This is a genomic window from Microbacterium dauci (assembly GCF_030065535.1).
GTDB classification, from domain to species: Bacteria; Actinomycetota; Actinomycetes; order Actinomycetales; family Microbacteriaceae; genus Microbacterium; species Microbacterium dauci.
The window spans coordinates 35,962-56,629 of record NZ_JASJND010000001.1 but is presented as its reverse complement, the minus strand read 5'-3'; the positions used below and the strand labels follow the sequence as shown (position 1 = coordinate 56,629).

20 protein-coding genes are annotated in these 20,668 nt (G+C 70.4%); 14 read left to right on the top strand and 6 right to left on the bottom strand.

Annotation, left to right across the window (positions count from 1 at the left end):
- Positions 1-67: 67 nt before the first annotated feature.
- The 7 genes from ribD to QNI14_RS00215 all read left to right on the top strand — a co-directional run bounded on the left by ribD (position 68) and on the right by QNI14_RS00215 (position 6,644).
- Positions 68-1,090, top strand: a complete 1,023-nt coding sequence (gene ribD, locus QNI14_RS00245; protein ID WP_283714181.1) for a bifunctional diaminohydroxyphosphoribosylaminopyrimidine deaminase/5-amino-6-(5-phosphoribosylamino)uracil reductase RibD — start codon at positions 68-70, stop codon at positions 1,088-1,090.
- Positions 1,090-1,737: a riboflavin synthase gene (locus QNI14_RS00240; RefSeq protein ID WP_283714180.1), complete on the top strand. Its 648-nt coding sequence runs from the start codon at positions 1,090-1,092 to the stop codon at positions 1,735-1,737. The genes ribD and QNI14_RS00240 overlap by 1 nt, the downstream gene beginning before the upstream one ends.
- Entirely contained in the window at positions 1,734-3,014 is a 1,281-nt protein-coding gene (gene ribA, locus QNI14_RS00235) for a GTP cyclohydrolase II (protein ID WP_283714179.1), read from the top strand. The genes QNI14_RS00240 and ribA overlap by 4 nt, the downstream gene beginning before the upstream one ends.
- Entirely contained in the window at positions 3,011-3,484 is a 474-nt protein-coding gene (ribH, locus tag QNI14_RS00230) for a 6,7-dimethyl-8-ribityllumazine synthase (protein WP_283714178.1), read from the top strand. The genes ribA and ribH overlap by 4 nt, the downstream gene beginning before the upstream one ends.
- Before the next feature lie 60 nt (positions 3,485-3,544).
- Positions 3,545-3,895, top strand: coding sequence for a Fe-S protein (locus QNI14_RS00225; RefSeq protein ID WP_283714177.1), 351 nt, complete (start codon positions 3,545-3,547; stop codon positions 3,893-3,895).
- Positions 3,896-4,069: 174 nt separating this feature from the next.
- Positions 4,070-5,524, top strand: coding sequence for an MFS transporter (locus QNI14_RS00220; protein ID WP_283714176.1), 1,455 nt, complete (start codon positions 4,070-4,072; stop codon positions 5,522-5,524).
- Positions 5,525-5,651: 127 nt separating this feature from the next.
- Positions 5,652-6,644, top strand: coding sequence for an NADP-dependent oxidoreductase (locus QNI14_RS00215; RefSeq protein ID WP_283714175.1), 993 nt, complete (start codon positions 5,652-5,654; stop codon positions 6,642-6,644).
- Between the two features lie 3 nt (positions 6,645-6,647).
- Here QNI14_RS00215 and QNI14_RS00210 read toward each other — a convergent pair whose 3' ends face one another.
- Genes QNI14_RS00210 through QNI14_RS00200 form a run of 3 tightly spaced genes read right to left on the bottom strand, consistent with a single transcriptional unit; the run spans position 6,648 to position 9,291 of the window.
- Entirely contained in the window at positions 6,648-7,463 is an 816-nt protein-coding gene (locus tag QNI14_RS00210; protein WP_283714174.1) for an ABC transporter permease, read from the bottom strand.
- Positions 7,460-8,353 (bottom strand): ABC transporter permease, encoded by an 894-nt coding sequence (locus QNI14_RS00205; RefSeq protein WP_283714173.1) that lies wholly within the window; start codon positions 8,351-8,353, stop codon positions 7,460-7,462. The genes QNI14_RS00210 and QNI14_RS00205 overlap by 4 nt, the downstream gene beginning before the upstream one ends.
- Positions 8,350-9,291 carry an ABC transporter ATP-binding protein gene (locus QNI14_RS00200; RefSeq protein WP_283714172.1) on the bottom strand — a complete coding sequence of 314 codons (942 nt, stop codon included), beginning with the start codon at positions 9,289-9,291 and terminating at the stop codon, positions 8,350-8,352. Before QNI14_RS00200 ends, QNI14_RS00205 begins: the two co-directional genes overlap by 4 nt.
- A 54-nt stretch (positions 9,292-9,345) precedes the next feature.
- Here QNI14_RS00200 and QNI14_RS00195 point away from each other — a divergent pair, with 54 nt between their 5' ends.
- The gene (locus tag QNI14_RS00195; protein WP_283714171.1) at positions 9,346-11,232 is read left to right on the top strand and encodes an ABC transporter ATP-binding protein; all 1,887 of its coding nucleotides are present in this window, start codon (positions 9,346-9,348) and stop codon (positions 11,230-11,232) included.
- Positions 11,233-11,335: 103 nt separating this feature from the next.
- Here the strand turns inward: QNI14_RS00195 and QNI14_RS00190 are convergent, their stop codons facing one another.
- Entirely contained in the window at positions 11,336-13,219 is a 1,884-nt protein-coding gene (locus tag QNI14_RS00190; RefSeq protein ID WP_283714170.1) for a phosphoenolpyruvate carboxykinase (GTP), read from the bottom strand.
- 106 nt (positions 13,220-13,325) lie between these two features.
- On the opposite strand from QNI14_RS00190, the gene QNI14_RS00185 reads away from it, so the two are divergent.
- The gene (locus tag QNI14_RS00185) at positions 13,326-14,765 is read left to right on the top strand and encodes an XRE family transcriptional regulator (RefSeq protein ID WP_283714169.1); all 1,440 of its coding nucleotides are present in this window, start codon (positions 13,326-13,328) and stop codon (positions 14,763-14,765) included.
- 1 nt (position 14,766) lies between these two features.
- Here the strand turns inward: QNI14_RS00185 and QNI14_RS00180 are convergent, their stop codons facing one another.
- Positions 14,767-15,828 carry a winged helix DNA-binding domain-containing protein gene (locus tag QNI14_RS00180; protein WP_283714168.1) on the bottom strand — a complete coding sequence of 354 codons (1,062 nt, stop codon included), beginning with the start codon at positions 15,826-15,828 and terminating at the stop codon, positions 14,767-14,769.
- A gap of 145 nt (positions 15,829-15,973) precedes the next feature.
- Between QNI14_RS00180 and QNI14_RS00175 the strand changes: the two genes are divergently transcribed.
- From QNI14_RS00175 to QNI14_RS00155, 5 genes are read left to right on the top strand one after another with little or no spacing between them, the layout of a single operon-like run.
- Positions 15,974-16,840, top strand: coding sequence for an ABC transporter substrate-binding protein (locus QNI14_RS00175; protein WP_283714167.1), 867 nt, complete (start codon positions 15,974-15,976; stop codon positions 16,838-16,840).
- Between the two features lie 35 nt (positions 16,841-16,875).
- Positions 16,876-17,721, top strand: coding sequence for an amino acid ABC transporter permease (locus tag QNI14_RS00170; RefSeq protein ID WP_283714166.1), 846 nt, complete (start codon positions 16,876-16,878; stop codon positions 17,719-17,721).
- Complete coding sequence (locus QNI14_RS00165; protein WP_283714165.1) at positions 17,718-18,470, top strand: amino acid ABC transporter ATP-binding protein; 753 nt, start codon at positions 17,718-17,720, stop codon at positions 18,468-18,470. The genes QNI14_RS00170 and QNI14_RS00165 overlap by 4 nt, the downstream gene beginning before the upstream one ends.
- Before the next feature lie 54 nt (positions 18,471-18,524).
- Positions 18,525-18,971, top strand: coding sequence for a MarR family winged helix-turn-helix transcriptional regulator (locus QNI14_RS00160; protein ID WP_283714164.1), 447 nt, complete (start codon positions 18,525-18,527; stop codon positions 18,969-18,971).
- The gene (locus tag QNI14_RS00155) at positions 18,968-19,639 is read left to right on the top strand and encodes an NAD(P)H-dependent oxidoreductase (protein ID WP_283714163.1); all 672 of its coding nucleotides are present in this window, start codon (positions 18,968-18,970) and stop codon (positions 19,637-19,639) included. Before QNI14_RS00160 ends, QNI14_RS00155 begins: the two co-directional genes overlap by 4 nt.
- A 112-nt stretch (positions 19,640-19,751) precedes the next feature.
- Here the strand turns inward: QNI14_RS00155 and QNI14_RS00150 are convergent, their stop codons facing one another.
- On the bottom strand, positions 19,752-20,639 hold the full coding sequence (locus tag QNI14_RS00150; protein ID WP_283714162.1) for a bifunctional methylenetetrahydrofolate dehydrogenase/methenyltetrahydrofolate cyclohydrolase: 888 nt from the start codon (positions 20,637-20,639) through the stop codon (positions 19,752-19,754).
- Between the last annotated feature and the right edge of the window lie 29 nt (positions 20,640-20,668).

Below are 20,668 nucleotides of genomic sequence, written 5' to 3'. Positions count from 1 at the left end.
CGCCGATGTCGTCGGCGGACCCTTCGCACCTGCGCCACGCCCCGGAGAACCCATCGTGAGGATCCGGATGAGCGCCACAGCTGCAGAGCACGACGCGATGCGTCGCGCGTTCGCGCTCGCGCTCGAAGGCCCGCGCGGCCTGAACCCGCAGGTGGGCGCGGTGATCCTCTCCCCCGCCGGCGACGTGCTCGCCGAGGGGTGGCACCGCGGAGCCGGCACGCCGCACGCTGAGGTCGATGCGCTGTCGAAGCTGACACCGGATGCCGCGCGCGGCGCGACCGCCGTTGTGACGCTCGAGCCGTGCAACCACACCGGACGCACCGGCCCGTGCGCGGTCGCGCTGCTCGAGGCGGGGATCACCCGCGTGGTCTACGCCGTGAGCGACCCGGGCGACGCCTCGTCGGGCGGCGCCCAGCGGCTTCGCGACGCGGGCGTCGAGGTCGTCGCCGGCGAGGGCCTGGCCGAGGGCGAGGCCCTGCTGGCGTCGTGGCTCGACGTGCAGCGCCTCGGGCGGCCCCACGTCACCGTGAAGTGGGCGCAGTCGCTCGACGGCCGCGCCGCGGCATCCGACGGCACCAGTCAGTGGATCACGGGACCCGTCGCCCGCGCCGACGTCCACCGCCGACGTGCCGAGGCCGACGCGATCGTCGCCGGCACCGGCACCGTGCTCGCCGACGACCCCGCCCTGACCGCACGTCGCGAAGACGGCTCGCTGTACGATGACCAACCGCGCCCGGTCGTGGTCGGCACGCGCGCTGTCCCCCAGGACGCACGTCTGCGGCAGCACCCGCGACCGTTCATGCAGGACGAGGGCGACGACCTCCCCGACCTGCTCGACCGCCTCCGCGAACTCGGCGCGCACCGCGTGTTCGTCGAGGGCGGCCCGACGCTCGCCAGCTCGTTCCTGCGCGCCGGGCTCGTCGACGAGGTGCTCGTCTACCTCGCCCCAACCCTGCTCGGCGGCGACAAGCTCGCCGTCGGCGACCTCGGCATCCCCACCATCGCCGCGCAGCGCCGCCTCGACGTGCGCGCCATCGAACGACTCGGCGACGACCTCCTCGTCGTCGCCACTCCGAAGGAGGCTCCCTGATGTTCACCGGCATCATCGAAGAGCAGGGCACGATCACCGCCGTCGACCCCTCCGGGGATGGCGTGCGTCTCACCGTGCGCGCGCCCCTCGCCGTCTCGGACGCGCAGCGCGGCGACTCGATCTCGATCAGCGGCGTCTGCCTGACGGTCACCGACCAGACCTCCGAGGGGTTCACGGCCGACGTCATGAAGCAGACGCTCGACATGTCGACGCTCGGCACCCTCGGGGTCGACTCTCGAGTCAACGTCGAGCGTGCCCTCGCCGCGCACACGCGCCTCGGCGGACACATCGTGCAGGGACACGTCGACGGCACGGGCGAGGTCCTCGAGGTCCGCCCCGGCGAGCAGTGGCGCGTCATCCGCGTCTCGCTGCCGGACCACCTCGCCCCGCTCGTCGTCGACAAGGGGTCCATCACGGTCCAGGGCGTCTCGCTCACCGTCTCGGACGTGTCCGAGCCCGACGCCGCGTCGCACTGGTTCGAGATCTCCCTCATCCCCGAGACGCTCGAGGTGACCACCCTCGGCACGCTCGCCCCCGGCGACCGCGTCAACCTCGAAACCGACATCCTGGCGCGGCACGTGCAGCGCCTGCTCCGATTCGCCTCACCCGACGGCATCCCGTCCGCAGAAGAAGGAGGCTCCCGATGAGCCTTTCGTCCATCCCCGACGCCCTGGCAGCCCTCAAGGAAGGCCGACCGATCCTGGTCGCCGACGACGAGAGCCGCGAGAACGAGGGCGACATCATCCTGTCCGCCGAGCTCGCCTCGCCGGAGTGGCTCGCGTGGACCATCCGCTGGTCCAGCGGGTTCCTGTGCGCCCCGATGCCGGCCGACTGGGCCGACCGCCTCGACCTGCCTCCCATGGTCGAGCAGAACCAGGATGCCCGGAGCACGGCGTACACGGTGAGCGTCGACGCCGCGGAGGGCGTCACGACCGGCATCAGCGCCTCGGACCGTGCCCGCACGGCCAACGTGCTCGCCGACCCGGACTCGGTGCCGTCCTCGCTCATCCGCCCGGGGCACGTACTCCCCTTGCGCGCCGTCGACGGCGGCGTGCGCGAGCGAGCCGGCCACACCGAGGCCGCCGTCGAGCTCATGCAGCTCGCGGGCCTGCAGCCGGTCGCCGTGATCGGCGAGGTCGTCGCCGACGACGGCAGCATGATGCGGATGCCGGGGCTCCTCGAGATGGGCGAGCGCGAAGGCATCCCCGTCATCACGATCGAGCAGCTCATCGCGCACGTCAGCGCGGCCGACGGCGACGGCACCGCCGCCCACACCGACCACACCGCCAAGCGCCGCGTGAGCCTGCGCGCCGAGGCGACGGTCCCCACCTCGCACGGCCAGTTCCGGTTCCTCGCCTACAAGGACCGGATCACCGGCACCGACCACATCGCCGTCGTCTCGGGCGACCTCACCGAGGAGGCACCGCTCGTGCGCGTGCATTCCGAGTGCCTCACGGGTGAGGCGTTCGGCTCGCTCAAGTGCGAGTGCGGACCGCAGCTCGAGGCGGCGCTCGACACGATCGAGCAGGACGGCGGCGTCGTCATCTACATGCGCGGCCACGAGGGGCGCGGTATCGGCCTCATCAACAAGCTGCGCGCGTACAGCCTGCAGGAGCGGGGCCTCGACACCGTCGATGCGAACCTCGCGCTCGGCCTGCCGGCCGACGCCCGCGACTACGCGGCGGCCGCCGGCATCCTGTCCGACCTCGGCGTGAAGCAGATCCGTCTGCTGACCAACAACACCGACAAGGTCGCGCAGCTGCGTGCCCTAGGTCTCACCATCGTCGACCAGGTGCCCCTGCTGGTCGGGGTCGGCGCGAACAACCACCAGTACCTGGCGACGAAGGCCGACCGCATGGGCCACATCATCGACGCCGACGAACTGCGCGAGGCCCTCGCGCACAGTGAGGAGCACACCGCATGAGCGGACACGGAGCGCCCCGGGCCGAAGCGGTCGACGCGAGCGGCCTGTCCGTCGTCGTGATCGCCGGGCAGTGGCACGACACGATCACCGACGGCCTGATCGCAGGCGCGAAGCGCATCCTCGACGCCTCGGGCGCCACGTGGCGCCTCGTGCGCGTACCGGGCTCGTTCGAGCTGCCCGTCGCCGCCAAGGCCGCGCTCGACGCCGGTGCCGACGCGGCCGTCGCGCTGGGCGTCATCATCCGCGGTGGAACCCCGCACTTCGACTTCGTCTCGTCGGCCGCGACGGACGGACTCACCCGCGTCGCCCTCGACACCGGCAAGCCCGTCGGCTTCGGCGTGCTGACGTTGGACGACGAGCAGCAGGGCCTCGACCGCGCCGGCCTCGAGGGCTCGAAGGAGGACAAGGGCGCAGAAGCGGCAGATGCCGCGCTGCGCACCGCGATCACCCTGCGGGAGCTGCGCGCCTGAGGCGTGGCATCCGTTGGTCGGATGCGTGCGCGCCGCGTCACCTTCAGGTAGCCTGATGGCATGGAGATCCTGCGCAGCATCGTCGTCCTGATTCACCTCGTCGGTTTCGCGACGATCTTCGGCGCCTGGATCGTCGAAGCTGTCGGCAAGCGCCGCGTGACCCGCCTCATGCACTGGGGGCTCGCGATCGCCCTGGTCGCCGGACTCGCATTGTCCGCGCCGTGGGGCCTCGCCCACGACCTCAACTACATGAAGATCGGCATCAAGCTCGTCGTCCTCATCCTCATCGGCGGCCTCCTCGGCGCAGGCGCCGCGCGTGAGCGGAAGTCGGGCGCCGTCCCGGCCGGCATCTTCTGGGCGATCGGCGGCCTGACGCTGCTGAACGCCGGCCTCGCGGTCATCTGGCGCTGACCATGGCCTCCCGCGGATATCGGCGGGCGTAGACTCGAGCGTTGTGCGTCGGCGATCCAGCCGGCGCTCGGTCTCCCAGTGTTGTGATGTCCGTGGCATCACCCGCGCCCGGACGTCCGCCGCCGACGTGTCCCACGAGGACCGTTTCGCTTTTCCTCTCGACAGGTCTTCCGCATGTCCTCTGCATCTGCAGCACCCGCGGCATCCGCCGCCCCCGCCAATCCGCGCTCCCGCGTCATCACCGCCAGCCTCGTCGGCACGACGATCGAGTTCTACGACTTCTACGTCTACGCGACCGCCGCCGTCCTCGTCTTCCCCATCCTGTTCTTCCCCGCCGGGAACGACACCACCAACCTGCTGCTCTCGTTCAGCATCTTCGGCGCCGCCATGGTCGCCCGTCCCGTCGGTGCCGTGGTGTTCGGCCACTTCGGCGACAAGTTCGGCCGCAAAGCGACCCTCGTCGGCTCCCTCCTCACGATGGGTGTCGCGACCTTCCTCATTGGCCTCCTGCCGACCTTCGACCAGGTGGGCGTGCTCGCCCCGATCCTGCTGCTGGTCCTCCGCCTCGCCCAGGGCTTCGCGCTCGGCGGGGAGTGGTCGGGTGCGGCGCTGGTCGCCACCGAGAACGCCCCGCAGGGCAAGCGCGCCTGGTACGGCACGTTCCCGCAGCTGGGTGCACCCATCGGCTTCATCATCGCGAACACCGTGTTCCTGGTGATCTACTTCCTGCTGCCGCACCCCGACGGCCCCGCGCAGCGCAGCGAGGAGTTCCTCGCGTGGGGCTGGCGCGTGCCCTTCCTGTTCTCGGCGGTCATGGTGATCGTCGGCCTGTACGTGCGTCTCAAGCTCGTCGAGTCCGAGACGTTCGCCAAGGCCGAGAAGACGGGCGCAATCCGCAAGTTCCCCCTCGGCGAGGTCGTCCGTCGCCACTGGAAGCAACTGATCCTCGGCACGTTCATCATGCTCGCCACGTACGTGCTCTTCTACCTGATGACGAGCTTCACCCTCGCCTACGGCACGAAGGCTACGACCGAGGGAGCCGCCGCCGCAGCGGAGGCTGCGGGCACGGCGTTCGACGCGTCCACCTACGTGCCGGGCCTCGGGTTCGGGTACACGGACTTCGTCATCATGCAGATCCTCGGTGTCGTCTTCTTCGGCGTCTTCACGCTGCTCTCGGGCCCCGTCGCCGACACGATCGGCCGTCGCCGCCTGCTGCTGTGGATCACGGGGGTGATCGCCGTCTTCGGTCTGCTCTTCAACGTCTTCCTTCTGCCGCAGCTCGACCCGAAGTTCAGCGGCGCCCTCGTGCAGGCCTTCCTGATCTTCGGGTTCATGCTCATGGGTGCGACGTTCGGTCCGATGGGGGCCCTGCTCCCCGAGCTGTTCCCGACGAACGTCCGGTACACCGGGTCGGCGATCTCGTACAACGTGTCGTCGATCCTCGGCGCCGCGCTCGCCCCGATCGTCGCGACCGCCCTCTGGGCCGCCGCCGGTGGCTCGCCGTGGCTCGTCGGCGTCTACCTGTCGGGCTCCGCCGTCCTCACCTTCATCGCCCTGTGGCTGTCGAAGGAGACGAAGGACGTCGAGTACGAGACGAACATCGGACACGTCGACCTCGGCGCACGCTGACCCGACCCCGAGGAGCGGATGCCGCGCCCCACCCCACCGGGAGGGGCGCGGCATCCGTCTGTCAAGACCTCCCCTGCGGCCAGGCGCAGGGCTATCGTCGGCCCCACAGGCACGTGAGGAGTGGACGATGGCAATCAAGAAGGTCACACAGGCATCGGTCGTCGAGTACGACGAGACCGGCGGACCCGAGGTGCTCCACCTCGTCACCCGCCCCCTTCCGGAGCCCGGCCCGGGCGAGGTGACCGTCGAGGTCATGACGATGGGCCTCAACCACATCGACGGCTTCGTCCGCTCGGGCGCCGAGAAGGAATGGGACGACCCGTTCCCCCGCCGATCCGGCAGCTGCTTCGCCGGCACCGTGATCGCCGTCGGCCCCGACACGGCGGGCTTCCCCGTCGGCAGCGACGTCGTCGGTCACGTCCGCTCGGGAGCGCAGGCCAGCCACCTCACAGTGTCGACCGACCGGCTCGTGCGCAAGCCTAAGAACGTCACGTTCGAGACCGCGGGCGGTCTGTACCTGGCCGGCACGACGGCCCTCGACATCCTCGACGAACTGAAGGTGGGCGTCGGCGACACGGTGGTCGTCTCAGCCGCCGCGGGCGGTGTCGGCAGCATCGAGGCGCAGATCGCCATGCACCGCGGTGCTCGCGTGATCGGGACGTGCGGCGACCGCAACTTCGACTACCTGCGTCAGCTCGGCGTGAAGCCGGTGCGCTACGGCGAGGGGATCGTCGACCGGATCCGCGCCCTCGCCCCCGACGGGGTCAGCGCGTACATCGACAACTTCGGGCAGGACGGACACGAGATCGCCGAAGCCCTGGGCGTCCCCGCGAGCAAGTTCCGCTCGAGCCCCGACCGTCGCGAGCGCGAGGTCGCCCTGCTGTCGGACGACCCCGCGGCTGTCGCCCACGGCACCGACCAGCTGCGCAAGGTCGTCGAGCTCGCCGAGAAGCGGGCGGTCAACGTCCTCGTGTCGGGCTTCTACCCGCTCGCCGACGTCGCCGAAGCATACGACGACCTGCAGAAGCTGCACTCGCGCGGCAAGGTCGTGCTCGCGACGCATCCGGTCAACCCTCGCCGCATCCGCAAGGCGCGCGAGGTCATGGAATCGGGACGCTGAGCGTCAGTCGAGGAACAGCGCCCGCAGGCGCTTGGTCGTGAAGACCAGCCCGACAGCGATCATCACGACGTAGTACCGGACATGCCACAGCATCCCGATGTGCAGGATGCCGGTGGTCAGGCCTCGGATGAGCTCGACCCCGTGCCACAGCGGCAACGCCATCACGATGGACTGCACCCACTGCGGGTAGACGGAGATCGGGTAGAACGTCGCCGAGAAGAGGAACATCGGCAGCATGACGAAGTTGATCCAGTCCATCTGCTGGAACGTCTTCATATAGCTCGTGATCGCCATGCCGAGGCTCGCGAACCCGAACGCGATGAGCAGCACCGCCGGCAGCGCGAGGATCGCGGTCGCCGCGAGGTTGAGGCCGAGGATCTGCATGATGACCATGAAGCCGGTCGCGTACAGCAGCCCGCGCAGCAGGGCGTAGAGAATCTCACCGAGGGCGACGTCGAGCGGCCCGAGCGAGGTCGCGAGCATGCCCTCGTAGAGCTTGCCGTAATTGAGCTTGAAGAAGACGTTCCACGTCGAGTCGTAGACGGCGCCGTTCATCGCCGACACCGCGAGCAGGGCCGGCGCGATGAACGCGGCGTACGAGACGTCCACGCCCTGCGCGGTCTGGACGTCGCCGATGAGGGCTCCGAGGCCGAGCCCCATCGAGGCGAGGTAGAACACCGGCTCGAAGAAGCCCGACAGCACGACAACCCAGCTCGACGAGCGCGCCGCGAGGAACCCGCGCTGCACGACAGCGCCGGGGTTGCCCGCCCACAGCGCGCGGACGCCGCCGCGCCGCGAGACGGATGCCACGGCGGTCACTTCGCGAGCCTTTCGATGAAGATCTTGCTGCCCCAGAGGTAGCCGATGCCGGTGAGGACGACGAGGTAGGCGATGTGGACGCCCACCATCGCGGGCGGTACGGCTGCGCCGTAGGTGGCGAGGCGGCCGAGCTCGGCGCCGTGCCACAGCGGCGAGATCCAGCCGATCCACTGCAACCACACCGGCAGGGTGTCGAGCGGGTAGAACGTGCCCGAGAAGAGGAACATCGGCATGAACACGAAGCGCTGCACGAGCGCGAACTGGCCCTTGTCGTCTTCGATCGACCCGGCGTACGCCATGAGCGGCACGCCGAACGCCATGCCCGCCGCGATGCCGGCGGGGATCGCCAACCATCCGGTCTCCGGCTGCGGAACGGTCGTCCACCCCACCCCGATCGCGCCGAGCAGCCAGATGAAGAGGTAGTACGCCGCGACGGCGAACGCCATGCGCGCCGTCGCACCGACGATGACGCCGTTCGCGATCTGCGGGCTCGACAGCGGCGACGCGTTGAATCCATAGAAGTAGCGGCGCCACTTGAACCCCGCCATGACGGGGTAGGTCATCTCCTCGGATGCCACGGCGATCGCCGCCGTCACGAGCAGTGCCGGCGCGACGAACACGAGGTAGTCCACCTCGACGCCGCGGTCGACGATGGGCGCTTGGATGAGCGCGGCGAGCCCGGCCGCGAGTCCGAGGAGGTAGAGGATGGGCTGCCCGAGCGCGCCGACCACGATCGTCCAGCCGTATGCGCGCATCGCACGGACCATGTGCTCGGTGACGTACCAGGTGCCGCGGCGTCGCGGCCGTCGACCCCACTCCAGCGCTTCGGCGCGAAGCTCGTCGAGGGTGGGCTGCGCCGAGGTCGCGGCATCCGTTGATTCGGCGCTCATTCGATCAACGACCGTCCGGTCAGGCGCAGGAAGACGTCCTCGAGGCTGGAGCGACGCACGAGGCTCGTGATCGGCTGCAGCCCCGCCGCGGTCACGCGCTCGAGTGCGGCTTCGCCGTCGCCGGCGTAGACGAGCACGCGGTCGGGTAACACCTCGACGCGGTCGCCGACACCCTGCAGGCGTTCGGCGGCCTCGGCATTGCGATCGGAGCCGAAGCGCACTTCGAGGACCTCACGGCTGGAGTGCTCGCGGATGAGCGAGGCGGGCGTGCCCTCGGCCATGATCCGGCCCTTGTCGACGACGATGAGCCGGTCGCAGAGCTGCTCGGCCTCGTCCATGTAGTGGGTCGTCAGGACGAGCGTCGTGCCGCGCTCCTTGAGGCGGAACAGGCGGTCCCAGAGGACGTGCCGCGCCTGCGGGTCGAGGCCCGTCGTCGGCTCGTCGAGCAGCAGGATGCGCGGGTCGTTGATGAGCCCGCGCGCGATCGTGAGTCGCCGCTTCATGCCGCCCGAGAGCTGGTCGACCTTGTGCTTGGCCTTGTCCTCGAGCTGCGCGAACGCGAGGAGTTCGTCGGCTTTCTGCGCGCACACCTTGCCGGGCAGGCCGAAATAGCGCCCGTAGATGTAGAGGTTCTCGCGGGCGTTCAGCTCGCCGTCGAGGTTGTCCTGCTGCGGCACGACGCCCAGGCGCGAGCGGATCTCGGGGCCGTGGCGGTCAGGGTCGAGCCCGAGGATCGAGAGGTCGCCAGACGTCCGCGTCGAGACGGCGCCGATCATCTTCATCGTGGTCGATTTGCCGGCGCCGTTCGGTCCGAGCAGGCCGAACGACTCCCCGGGCGCGACCTCGAACGACAGCCCGTCGACCGCGACGAAGTCGGGGCGACCCTTCGCCGAGTACGTCTTGACGAGCCGCTGGGCGGAGATCACGGGTTCAGGCACCCGATCACCCTATCCGCGCCCTCCGACGTCGCGTGGGCACGGGAGAATAGAGGCATGTCGACGCCCTCCCGCGGCCGTCGCGGCCGGTCGAAGGACGATGGCCCGCGCGCGAGCCTGAAGCAACTCCTCCCCTTCCTGCTCGAACACAAGGGCGTCCTCGTCGTCGTCGCAGTGCTGAGCGTCCTCGAGGCGGTCGGCACCCTCGTCCAGCCGCTCCTCGTCGGCGACCTGATCGGCAAGGTCCAGGCGGGCGACGCGCTCGGCATCGCCGTGTGGATCCTCGTCGGCCTCGTCGTCGTCTCCTCGCTCATCGGCGGCTTCCAGCACTACCTGCTGCAGCGCACCGGCACCGCGGTCGTCTACTCGAGCCGCCGCCGCCTCGTCGCCAAGCTCCTGCACCTGCCCGTCCAGGAGTACGACGCGCGCCGCACCGGAGACCTCGTCTCACGCGTCGGCACCGACACGACGCTGCTCTACGCAGTGCTCACCCAGGGGTTCGCGGACTCGCTCGGCAACGCCCTCATCTTCGTCGGCGCGATCGTCGCGATGCTCCTGATCGACCCGGTGCTGCTGCTCCTCATCGTCGTCGTGATCGGAGCCTCGGCGACCGTCGTGGCGCTCCTCAGCGGCCGCATCCGCCGCGCCACCGCGCTGCAGCAGGAGAAGGTCGGCGAGCTCTCATCCGGCGTCGAGCGCGCGATCGGCTCGATCCGCACGATCCGCGCAGCGGGAGCGGCGGACCGGGAGCGCGAGGCGATCGCCGCGACGGCTGCCGAAGCCTACGGCGCCGGCATCCGCGTCGCGAAGGCGTCGGCCGTCATCGTCCCCGTCGCCGGCATCGCCCTGCAGGTGTCGCTCCTCGTCGTCCTCGGCGTGGGCGGCTTCCGGGTCGCGTCGGGTGCGATCGACGTCGCACAGCTCGTCACGTTCGTGATGTTCCTCTTCTTCCTCATTCAGCCGCTCGCGTCGTTCTTCGGCGCGATCACCTCGGTGAGCCAGGCGCTCGGCGCGCTCGGGCGCATCCAGGAGGTCCTCGACCTGCCCGACGAGACCGGGCACGACGCCGAGCTCGCGGCATCCGTGCCGGTTGCTGAATCGGTCGATGCAGACGCCGCGGTCGAGTTCCGGGACGTCCACTTCGCCTATCCGCAGGTGGTCGTCGCAGCACGCCGCAAAGCGCAGGACGACGCCCGCGGCACCCTCGTCGACGCGCACGTGGCCGTCGCTGCAGACGACGCGGATGCCGCCGTCGACACCGACGACGACGTACTGCACGGCGTCTCGTTCCGCGTCCCCCGCGGCGCGCGCGTCGCGCTCGTCGGGCCGTCCGGCGCCGGCAAGTCGACGACACTCGCCCTCATCGAGCGGTTCTACGACCCGACTGCGGGCGCCGTCCTCATCGGCGGCACCGACGCGCGGGCGCTCGACCGCCTCGCACTGCGCGCACAGCTGGGCTACGTCGAGCAGGACGCCCCGACGCTCGCCGGCACGATCGCCGAGAACCTGCGACTCGCGTCGCCGGATGCCGCCGACGACGCGTGCGAGCGGGTGCTCCGCGCCGTCAACCTCGGCGACGTGCTCGAGCGCAGCCCGCTCGGGCTCCATGCACCGGTCGGCGAGGCCGGCGTCATGCTCTCCGGCGGCGAACGTCAGCGGCTCGCCATCGCACGGGCGTTGCTCGCCGCGCCCCCGATCCTGCTGCTCGACGAGTCGACGTCATCCCTCGACGGTGTGAACGAGCAGCGCATGCGCGAGGCGATCGACGCCGTGGCATCCGGTCGCACCCTCATCGTGATCGCCCACCGCCTCTCGACGGTCGTCGACAGCGACCTCATCGTCGTGCTCGACCACGGCCGCGTCGTCGGGCAGGGCACACACGAGGAGCTGGTGCGCGACGTGCCGCTCTACCGCGACCTCGCCGCCCACCAGCTCCTCGTCTGAGACTCCGGAGACCGCGAGACAGCAGTGCCGGCCCGAGACATCGGTCTGTTGTCAACGTCTCGGGCTCCCACTGCTGTCTCGCGGACGAAGTGGATGCCGCAAGCTACGCGCGCTGCAACCTGTAGCGGAGCGCTGCGAGCTCGGCCGAGAGGGCGTGCGGCACTTTGCCGTCAAAGGTCGCGTAGAACGCCTCGGTGAGGTCGGCCTCGTGCAGCCACGACTGCGGGTCGACCGCGAACAGCTCGTCGAGGTCGGCCTGCGGCACGTCGACGCCGGCGAGGTTGAGGTCGTCCGTCTTCGGCAGGCGTCCGATGGGGCTGTCGACGGCGCCGACCGACCCATCGATGCGGCGGATGATCCAGTCGATCACGCGGGCGTTGTCACCGAACCCGGGCCAGAGGAACCGGCCGTCGGAGCCCTTGCGGAACCAGTTGACCTGGAAGATCCGCGGCGCCCGGTCGAAGCGGAGCATCTGTCCGACCTTCAGCCAGTGCCCGAAGTAGTCGGCCATGTTGTAGCCGCAGAACGGCAGCATGGCGAACGGGTCGCGGCGCAGCTCCCCGACCGTGCCCTCAGCCGCGGCGGTGCGCTCCGACGAGATGTTCGACCCCATGAAGACGCCGTGCGTCCAGTCGGTCGCCTCGACGACGAGCGGCACGTTCGTCGCGCGACGGCCACCGAAGAGGATCGCGTCGAGCGGCACGCCCTCGGGCGCATCCCAATCGCCAGCGATCTGCGGGCACTGGCCCGCGCTCACGGTGAAGCGGGAGTTCGGGTGTGCGGCCGGGGTGCCGGATGCCGGGGTCCAGGGCTTCCCCTGCCAGTCGGTGAGCTCGGCGGGAGCCTCGTCGGTGAGTCCCTCCCACCAGACGTCGCCGTCGGGGCGCAGCGCGACGTTCGTGAAGATGGTGTTGCCCCAGAGCGTCTCGACCGCCGTCACGTTCGTGGACTCGCCGGTGCCGGGCGCGACGCCGAAGAACCCGGCCTCGGGGTTGATCGCCCAGAGCCGACCGTCCTCGCCGGGGCGCAGCCACGCGATGTCGTCGCCGAGCGTCTCGACACGCCACCCCGGAATCGTGGGCCGGAGCATCGCGAGGTTCGTCTTGCCGCACGCCGACGGGAACGCCGCCGCCACGTGGTAGGCCTTGCCCTGCGGGTCGATGACCCGGATGAGCAGCATGTGCTCGGCGAGCCAGCCTTCATCGCGGCCGATCACCGAGGCGATCCGCAGCGCGAAGCACTTCTTCGCGAGGATGGCGTTGCCGCCGTACCCCGAGCCGAACGACCAGACCTCGAGCGTGTCGGGGAAGTGGACGATGTACTTTTCGTCGTTGCACGGCCACGCGGCATCCGTCTGTCCGGGTGCGAGCGGCGCCCCGACCGAGTGCACGGTCTTCACCCAGGGCTTGCCGGCGGCGATCTGCTCAAGCACCGCCGTGCCGACGCGGGTCATGATGCCGATCGAGGTGACGGCGTACGCGCTGTCGGTGACCTGTACACCGATGTGCGACAGCGGCCCGCCGACGGCTCCCATCGAGAACGGGACCACGTACATCGTGCGCCCGCGCATGCTGCCCTCGAACAGCGGCGTGAGCGTCGCGCGAATCTCGTCGGGCGCGATCCAGTTGTTCGTGGGCCCGGCGTCCGCTTCGCGCTCGGAGGCGATGTAGGTGCGGCCTTCGGTGCGGGCGACGTCGCTCGGGTGGGAGCGGGCGAGGTACGAGCCGGGCCGCCACTCCGGGTTCAGCTTGATGAGCTTGCCCTCGTCGACCTGCTGGCGCAGCAGCATCTCGTTCTCGGCGCGGCTGCCATCGACCCAGTGGATGCGGGCGGGCTGCGTGAGCGCGGCGATCTCTTCGACCCACGCGTGCAGCGCCGCCATGCCGTCGCCGCCGATCGTGGGGCGGTGTCCGTATGCGGATGCCGCAGGGGTGACGGCGACGGGGGTGGTCGAGGTGGTGCGGGTGAACAGGTCGGCGATGGCCATGAGCACTCCTTCGTTGGTGGGCGTGTTCCCACTGTGCGTCAGGTGCGACGGCTCTTACCTGACTCGGGCGCGTCAAGAATCATGATTCTTTCGCTATGCTCAATTCATGGCGACGCCGCTCCAACTCTCGACTCTCGGTCACCGCATCCGTCACCAGCGGGTCTCCAACGGCTACACCCTCGACGGGCTCGGAGAGCTCGTCGGCGTCGCAGGCAGCCAACTCAGCCTCATCGAGAACGGCAAGCGCGAACCGAAGCTCTCGCTGCTGCAGGCGATCGCTGCCGCCACCGGCACCGACGTCACCGACCTGCTTTCGGCGGAACCCCCGAACCACCGGGCGGCACTCGAACTCGAACTCGAGCGCGCACAGCAGAGCCCGGTCTTCAAGCGACTCGGCGTACCCGCGGTCCGGGTGTCGAAGACGATGACCGACGAGACGATCGAGGGCGTGCTCGCACTGCACCGCGAGCTGCAGCGGCGCGAGCGCGAGGCGATCGCCACGCCCGAAGAGGCCCGTCGCGCCAACACCGAGCTGCGGCTGCGCATGCGGGAGTCGGACAACCACCTGCCCGATATCGAGCGCCTCGCCGAGAAGCAGCTCAAGTCGGCCGGCCACACCACGGGGGCGCTCACGCACCGCACCGTGAGCATCATGGCCTCGCAGCTCGGGTTCGAGCTCATCTATGCAGGCGACCTCCCCCACTCGGCCCGTTCGGTCACCGACCTCGAGAACGGCCGCATCTATCTGCCACCGGCATCCATCCCCGGCGGCCACGGCCTCCGCTCCATGGCGTTGCAGGCCATGGCGCACCGGCTGCTCGGTCACACGCCACCCACCGACTACGCCGACTTCCTGCAGCAGCGGCTCGAGATCAACTACTACGCCGCCGCCTGCCTCATGCCCGAGTCCGCGTCGGTCGCGTTCCTCAGTCAGGCGAAGAAGGACCGCAACCTCGCCGTCGAGGACTTCCGCGACGCGTTCGGCGTGACGCACGAGGCTGCGGGCATGCGCCTGACGAACCTCTTGACCCGCCATCTCGGCATCCGGCTGCACTTCCTCCGCGTCGACGGCTCGGGCGCGATCAGCCGCGCGTACGAGAACGACGGACTCCCGCTCCCGATGGATGTGACCGGTTCGGTCGAGGGCCAGGTCGTGTGCCGGCATTTCGCCGCCCGCTCGGCGTTCACCGAGCAGAACCGCACCACCGAGCACTACCAGTACACCGACACCCCGGGCGGGACGTTCTGGTGCTCGAGCCAGACCGGCAGCACCGCCGACGGCGACTTCTCGATCACGGTGGGCGTCCCCTTCGACGACGCCCGCTGGTTCCGCGGTCGCGAGACGCAGAAGCGCGCCGTGTCGACGTGCCCCGACGAGGCGTGCTGCCGGCGCCCCGCGTCCGATCTCACCGCGCGCTGGGAGGGCAAGGCGTGGCCGAGCGCCCGCGTGCACATGCAGATGTTCTCGCCACTCCCCCGCGGCAACTTCCCGGGCGTCGACGACGGCGAGGTCTACGCGTTCCTCGACCGGCACGCGCTCACCTGACTCACCCCGCGGTGAACGTCACTACGCGGCGGAGTGCCGCGTCGAACCCGGCAGCGTCGCCCGCGCCTTCGAAGAGTGTGACCACCGGCGGATGCCGGGTCTTCCCGACGGCCGTCGAGTACGACCAGGTGCCGCGGACGATGCCGTCTGCCACGAGGATGGGGCGGACGAGCCCGTTCTGCGTCGGACCGACGGCGGCCAGGTCGCCGGGATCGCACGACAGCGTGCGGTCGGCGTAGGAGAGGAAGTACTCGTCCCAGCCGGCGAGCGCGTGGTGCGTCCGGGCCGGCGAGTCGACCGCCGGCGCGGCATCCGTCGCCGAATACCTCGTCTCGTCAGATGCCGCGACCCGCGGATCCGCCGCCGACGCGGCCACCTGCGCGTCGCGCAACGGCAGCCCCGCCCACCACGAGAAGTCGGCGGGCGACGCCGGACCGTGCGCACGGATGTAGCGCACCCAGAGCTCGACGAGCGGGTCGGCGACGAGGGCCGGGCTCGCGAGGCCGTCGAGCGAGACGAGGTACTGGTCGCGCGTGATCCCGTCGCGCGGCACGACCTCGCCGAGCGCCAGGACACCGCGGATCGCGAGCGCCGTCAGCACGTGGTTGCCGCGGGACGACGACGGGTCGACGCCGGTCGCCGCGATCACCTCGGCGAACTCGCTCCGGGTGAGCCGATTGCCGCCGGCCAGCGCCGGCCGCACCGCACGTTCGGCCGCGGCGAGATCGTCGTCGCCAATGCCCCACCCACGCAGCACCCCGGCGGCCGCCCGCTGCTGCCGCGCCCCGGTGACCGCGAGGATCCACGGCAGGTCACACGCGGGAACGATGTGCACGGTGCCGCGCTGGGTCCAGCTGCGTACGAGCTCGCCACTCGCGAACGCCGCATCGACCTGCGAGAGCACCGGATCGCCCGCGGACCGCACGCCGAGCGCCCAGCGTCCGGCCCAGAAGTCCTGCGCCTGGGTCGCGAGGAGGTGGGATGCCGCGGCGACGACGTCTGCGGCGGGCGCGGTCAGCAGCTGCGCACGCAGGCGCCCGTCTCGGATGCGGGAGATGTCCACACCGGCATCCTTCCCGCCCCGGCCGACACGGTCCACGTGTCGACCCTGTAACAAAGCGACCCCGGCGGCGGCTCCGGTCCGGGCGACAGGTGAGAATAAGCGTGCCCGCCCACAGCTGCGGCGGCACCCGAACCCGGAGGCCCGCATGTCCCGTCGTCCCGCCCTGCGCACCACGCTCTTCGCCGGCGTCGCAGCAGCCGCGCTCCTGCTCGCCGGATGCGCGACCTCCCCCACCACGGTCACACCGACCCAGGAACCGAAGGACGGTGTGCCGGTCGCCGAGGACTACGTCACGCCCGGCAAGTTCACGGTCGCCACCGGCGAGACGGCATACGAGCCGTACGTCCTGAACGACGACCCCGAGTCGGGCGAGGGCTTCGAGGCCGCCGTCGCATACGCGGTCGCCGCCGAACTGGGCTTCGCCGCCGAGGACGTCGAGTGGGTGCGGACGAGCTTCGAGTCGGCCATCGCACCGGGCCCGAAGAGCTTCGACGTGAACCTGCAGCAGTACACGATCACCGAAGAGCGCAAGCAGGGCGTCGACTTCTCATCGCCGTACTACGCGGCGAGCCAGTCGATCGTCGCCATCAAGGGCGGCGCGGCAGAGGGCGTCACCGACATCGCCGGCCTCGCCGATCTCACGATCGGTGCGATGGCGAACTCGACCAGCGCGCTGACCCTCGAGGCGCTCGACGCCGGCATCGAGCCGAAGCTCTACAACTCGAACGAAGACGCCACCGCCGCCCTCGGCGCCGGCCAGATCGACGCCGTCGTGCTCGACACCCCCACCGCGTACGTCGCGGTGAACTTCTACATCGAGAACTCGTTCTTCGTCGGCGAACTGCCGAAGGCCGGCATCGAGGACGAGTGGGGCCTCCTGCTCGCGAAGGACTCGCCGCTGACCCCCGCCGTGAGCGCGGCCGTCGACACCCTCCGCGAGGACGGCACACTGGCCGAGCTCGAAGAGGAGTGGCTGTCGGGTCTGACCGAGGGCGTCACGCAGCTGCAGTGACCGCAGCCGCCCCGCGCGGGCGCTAGCGTCGATCCGTGACCACGATTCCCCCCAGCGCGCTCGAGCTCGAGCGCCGCGCGTTCCGGCGGCGCCGCGAGCGCCGGTCGGTGCTCGTCGCGATCGCCTCGACCCTCGCCCTCGCGGCGATCGTCTGGGTGACGGTGATCAACACCGAGGGATGGGCGAAGGTCCAGGCGAGCTTCTTCGACCCCGAGATCGCGCTCGAGGCGCTGCCGAAGGTGTGGGACGGGTTCCTCATCAACCTGACGGTGCTCGGCATCGCCGTCTTCACGGTGGGCGCCGCGGCGCTCGCCCTCGCGCTGCTACGGACCCTCCGCGGCCCGGTGTTCTTCCCGGTGCGGATGCTCGCGGCCGGATACACCGACCTGTTCCGCGGGCTGCCGTTCATCATCGTGCTCTACCTCGTCGGCTTCGGTCTGCCGACGATTCTGAACCAGCGGATCGACGAGATCGTGCTCGGCGTCCTCGCGATCACGCTCACCTACTCGGCGTACGTCGCCGAGGTGATCCGTGCCGGCATCGAGTCGGTGCACCCCTCGCAGCGACTCGCCGCCCGCGCGCTCGGGCTGAACCACTGGCAGACCCTCCGCCGCGTTGTGTTGCCGCAGGCGCTCCGCAAGATGACGCCGCCCCTCATGAACGACTTCATCTCGATGCAGAAGGACGTCGGGCTCATCTCGATCCTCGCCGCGCTCGACGCGATCGCGCGCGCGAAGGGCGTCGTCGCGACGACCTACAACTTCACGCCGTACGTCGTCGCCGGCATCCTGTTCGTCCTCCTCGCGATCCCCACGATCCGACTGACCGACTGGTACACCGCGAAGCTCCGCGAGCGCGAGCAGACGGGATCGATCCTGTGAGCCCTGCAACCGAAACCGACGGGCTCCTCCGCGCCAGCGGCATCCGCAAGTCCTTCGGCGACCGTGAGGTGCTCGCCGGCGTCGACCTGTCGCTGGCCGCGCACGAAGTGGTCGCACTCATCGGCGCGAGCGGCTCCGGCAAGTCCACGCTGCTGCGGTGCCTCGGGCTGCTCGAGCCCATCGACGACGGGCAGATCTTCCTCGGCGACGAAGACATCTCTGACCCGCGCGTCGACGGCAATCGCGTCCGCGCGCGCCTGGGCGCGGTGTTCCAGAGCTTCAACCTCTTCCCGCACCTGTCCGTGCTCGACAACGTCACCCTGGCGTCACGAGTCGTCCATCGGATGCCGCGTAGCCAGGCCGAGGCGCGCGCGGTCGAGCTGCTGGCGAGGGTCGGCCTCGCCGACAAGGCGAAGGAGCATCCGGACCGGCTCTCGGGCGGCCAGCAGCAGCGCGTCGCGATCGCGCGTGCGATCGCGACCGACCCCGAGGTGCTGCTGCTCGACGAGATCACCTCGGCGCTCGACCCCGAGCTCGTCGGCGAGGTGCTGGAGCTCGTCCGCGATCTCGCCGCCGAAGGAGCGACGATCCTCATGGCCACGCACGAGATGGCGTTCGCCCGCGACGTCGCCGACCGGGTCGTGTTCCTCGACGCCGGAACGATCGTCGAGCAGGGTCCGCCGTCGGCCGTGCTGCGGCATCCGCGTGAGGAGCGCACCCGCGCGTTCCTCGCCCGCTTCACCGCCTGACCTCGCGCAAGTCAACCTGTTGACTCAGCACGAGTCAACTGGTTTACTCATGGCATGGCTGACCGCATCACCGTCACGCTCCACGAACTCGTCGCCGAGCTCGACCTCTACGCCGACGACTACCTGCAGCGCCACCACGGCATCTCGTTCAATCTCTTCGAGACGCTCGCCGTGCTCGTCGAGAAGGCGCCGATCGACATCACGGGTCTCGCTCGCTGCCTGCGCATCACGAAGGCGGCCGTCAGCAAGCGCCTTCCCCACCTGATCAGCGACGGCTGGATCTCGGCATCCCCCGGTCAGGGCCGCCAGATCATCCTCGCCCCGTCCGAGCAGACGATCACGCTCGTCCGCGATGCCGGCGGCGAGATCGAGGCGCACTTCGCGGCGATGCTCACCGACCCGCGCGTGACCGCCGCACCCGGCGCCGTCTCACCGACGACCCTCAACAACCAACTGTCCGCACTCACCGACATCGTGATCGAAAAGGGCCAACGCGCATGAACAACCGGATCCTCGTCATCATCGGCACCCCACTGCCAGACACCTACAACCACGCGCTCGCCCGCGCCTACGCGACCGCCGCCGCGTCCGCCGGCGCTGACGTGCGGGTGATCGACCTCGCGACCGATCCGATCCCAGACCACCCGCGCAGCCGCGACCCGTTGCGTGCACCGCGCAGCGACGCCGACCTCCCGCTCGACCCCGACGTCGCCCGCTACCTCGACGACGTGCGGTGGGCTGAACACATCGCGGTCTTCCATCCGCAGTGGTGGGGAACCGCGCCCGCCGCGCTGAAGGCGTTCATCGACCGCGTGTTCCTCTCGGGCGCGGCGTTCCGCTACCGCGAGGGCAGTGCCATCTCCGAACAAATGCTCACGGGACGCACCGGACGCATGGTCATGACGATGGACTCGCCACGCTGGTGGAATCGCCTCGTGTACCGCGGCGCAGCAGAAGCCGCACTGACCCGCGCGACGTTCCGGTACTGCGGCATCCGCGCCCTCGGCATCACGCGGCTGAGCCCGATCCGCCTCGGCGACGAGCGCCGTCGGCGAGGCTGGATCGACCAGGTCGCGCGCCTCGGCGCCCGCGACGGCGCCCGACCGGCGCGCACTGCACCGCCGGCATCCACCTCAACCCCCGGCACCGCCGCCGTCGGCGCACGCTGAGCGGGCGCCTGCCCCGGTTCGTTCGCGCCGAAGTGCTGCCCGCACGGGCCCGACGCGCAGTTCGGCGCGAATGAACGAGTACTCGTCCGGTTCATTCGCGCCGCAGCGATGCTCAGCCGGCGAGGCGCTCGGCAGTCTCGACGACGTTCGCCACCAGCAGGGCGCGGGTCATCGGGCCGACGCCGCCAGGGTTCGGCGACAGCCACCCGGCGACCTCTGCGACGGCGGGGTCGACATCGCCGGCGAGCTTCGCCTTGCCGGACTCGGTCGTGCCGACGCGGGTCACGCCGACGTCGAGCACGGCGGCACCGGGCTTGATCCACTCGGACTGCACGAGGTGCGGCTGACCGACGGCGGCCACGACGATGTCAGCGCGCGACACCTCGGCGGCCAGATCCGGCGTGCGGGAGTGGGTGAGGGTGACGGTGGCATCGGTGCCCTTGCGGGTCAGCAGCAGCCCGAGCGGGCGCCCCACGGTGATGCCGCGACCGATCACCGTCACGTGCTTGCCGGCGATCTCGACCCCGTGGCGCGTGAGCAGCTCGATGATGCCGGCGGGCGTGCACGGTAGGGGCGCTGCGACCGCGGTGCGCGGGTCGACGCCCAGCACGAGGCGGCCGAGGTTCGTCGGGTGTAGGCCGTCGGCATCCTTCGCGGGGTCGACGAGTTCGAGGATCGCGTTCTCGTCGACGCCCTTCGGCAGCGGCAGTTGCACGATGAACCCGGTCACGGCAGGGTCGGCGTTCATGCCGCGCACGGCATCCGCGATCTCCTCCTGCGTCGCGGTCGCCGGCAGTTCGACCGAGATCGACGCGACACCGACCTCGGCGCAGTCGCGGTGCTTGCCGGTGACGTACGAGCGGGATGCCGGGTCGTCGCCGACCAGCAGCGTGCCGAGCCCGGGAACGATCCCGCGCTCGGCGAGCGCCGCGACGCGCACCCGCAGTTCATCCTTGATCGCCGCCGCCGTCGCGACGCCGTCGAGCTTCTGAGCCGTCATGTCGTTCCTTCTCTCTGAGGCGGGTCCCG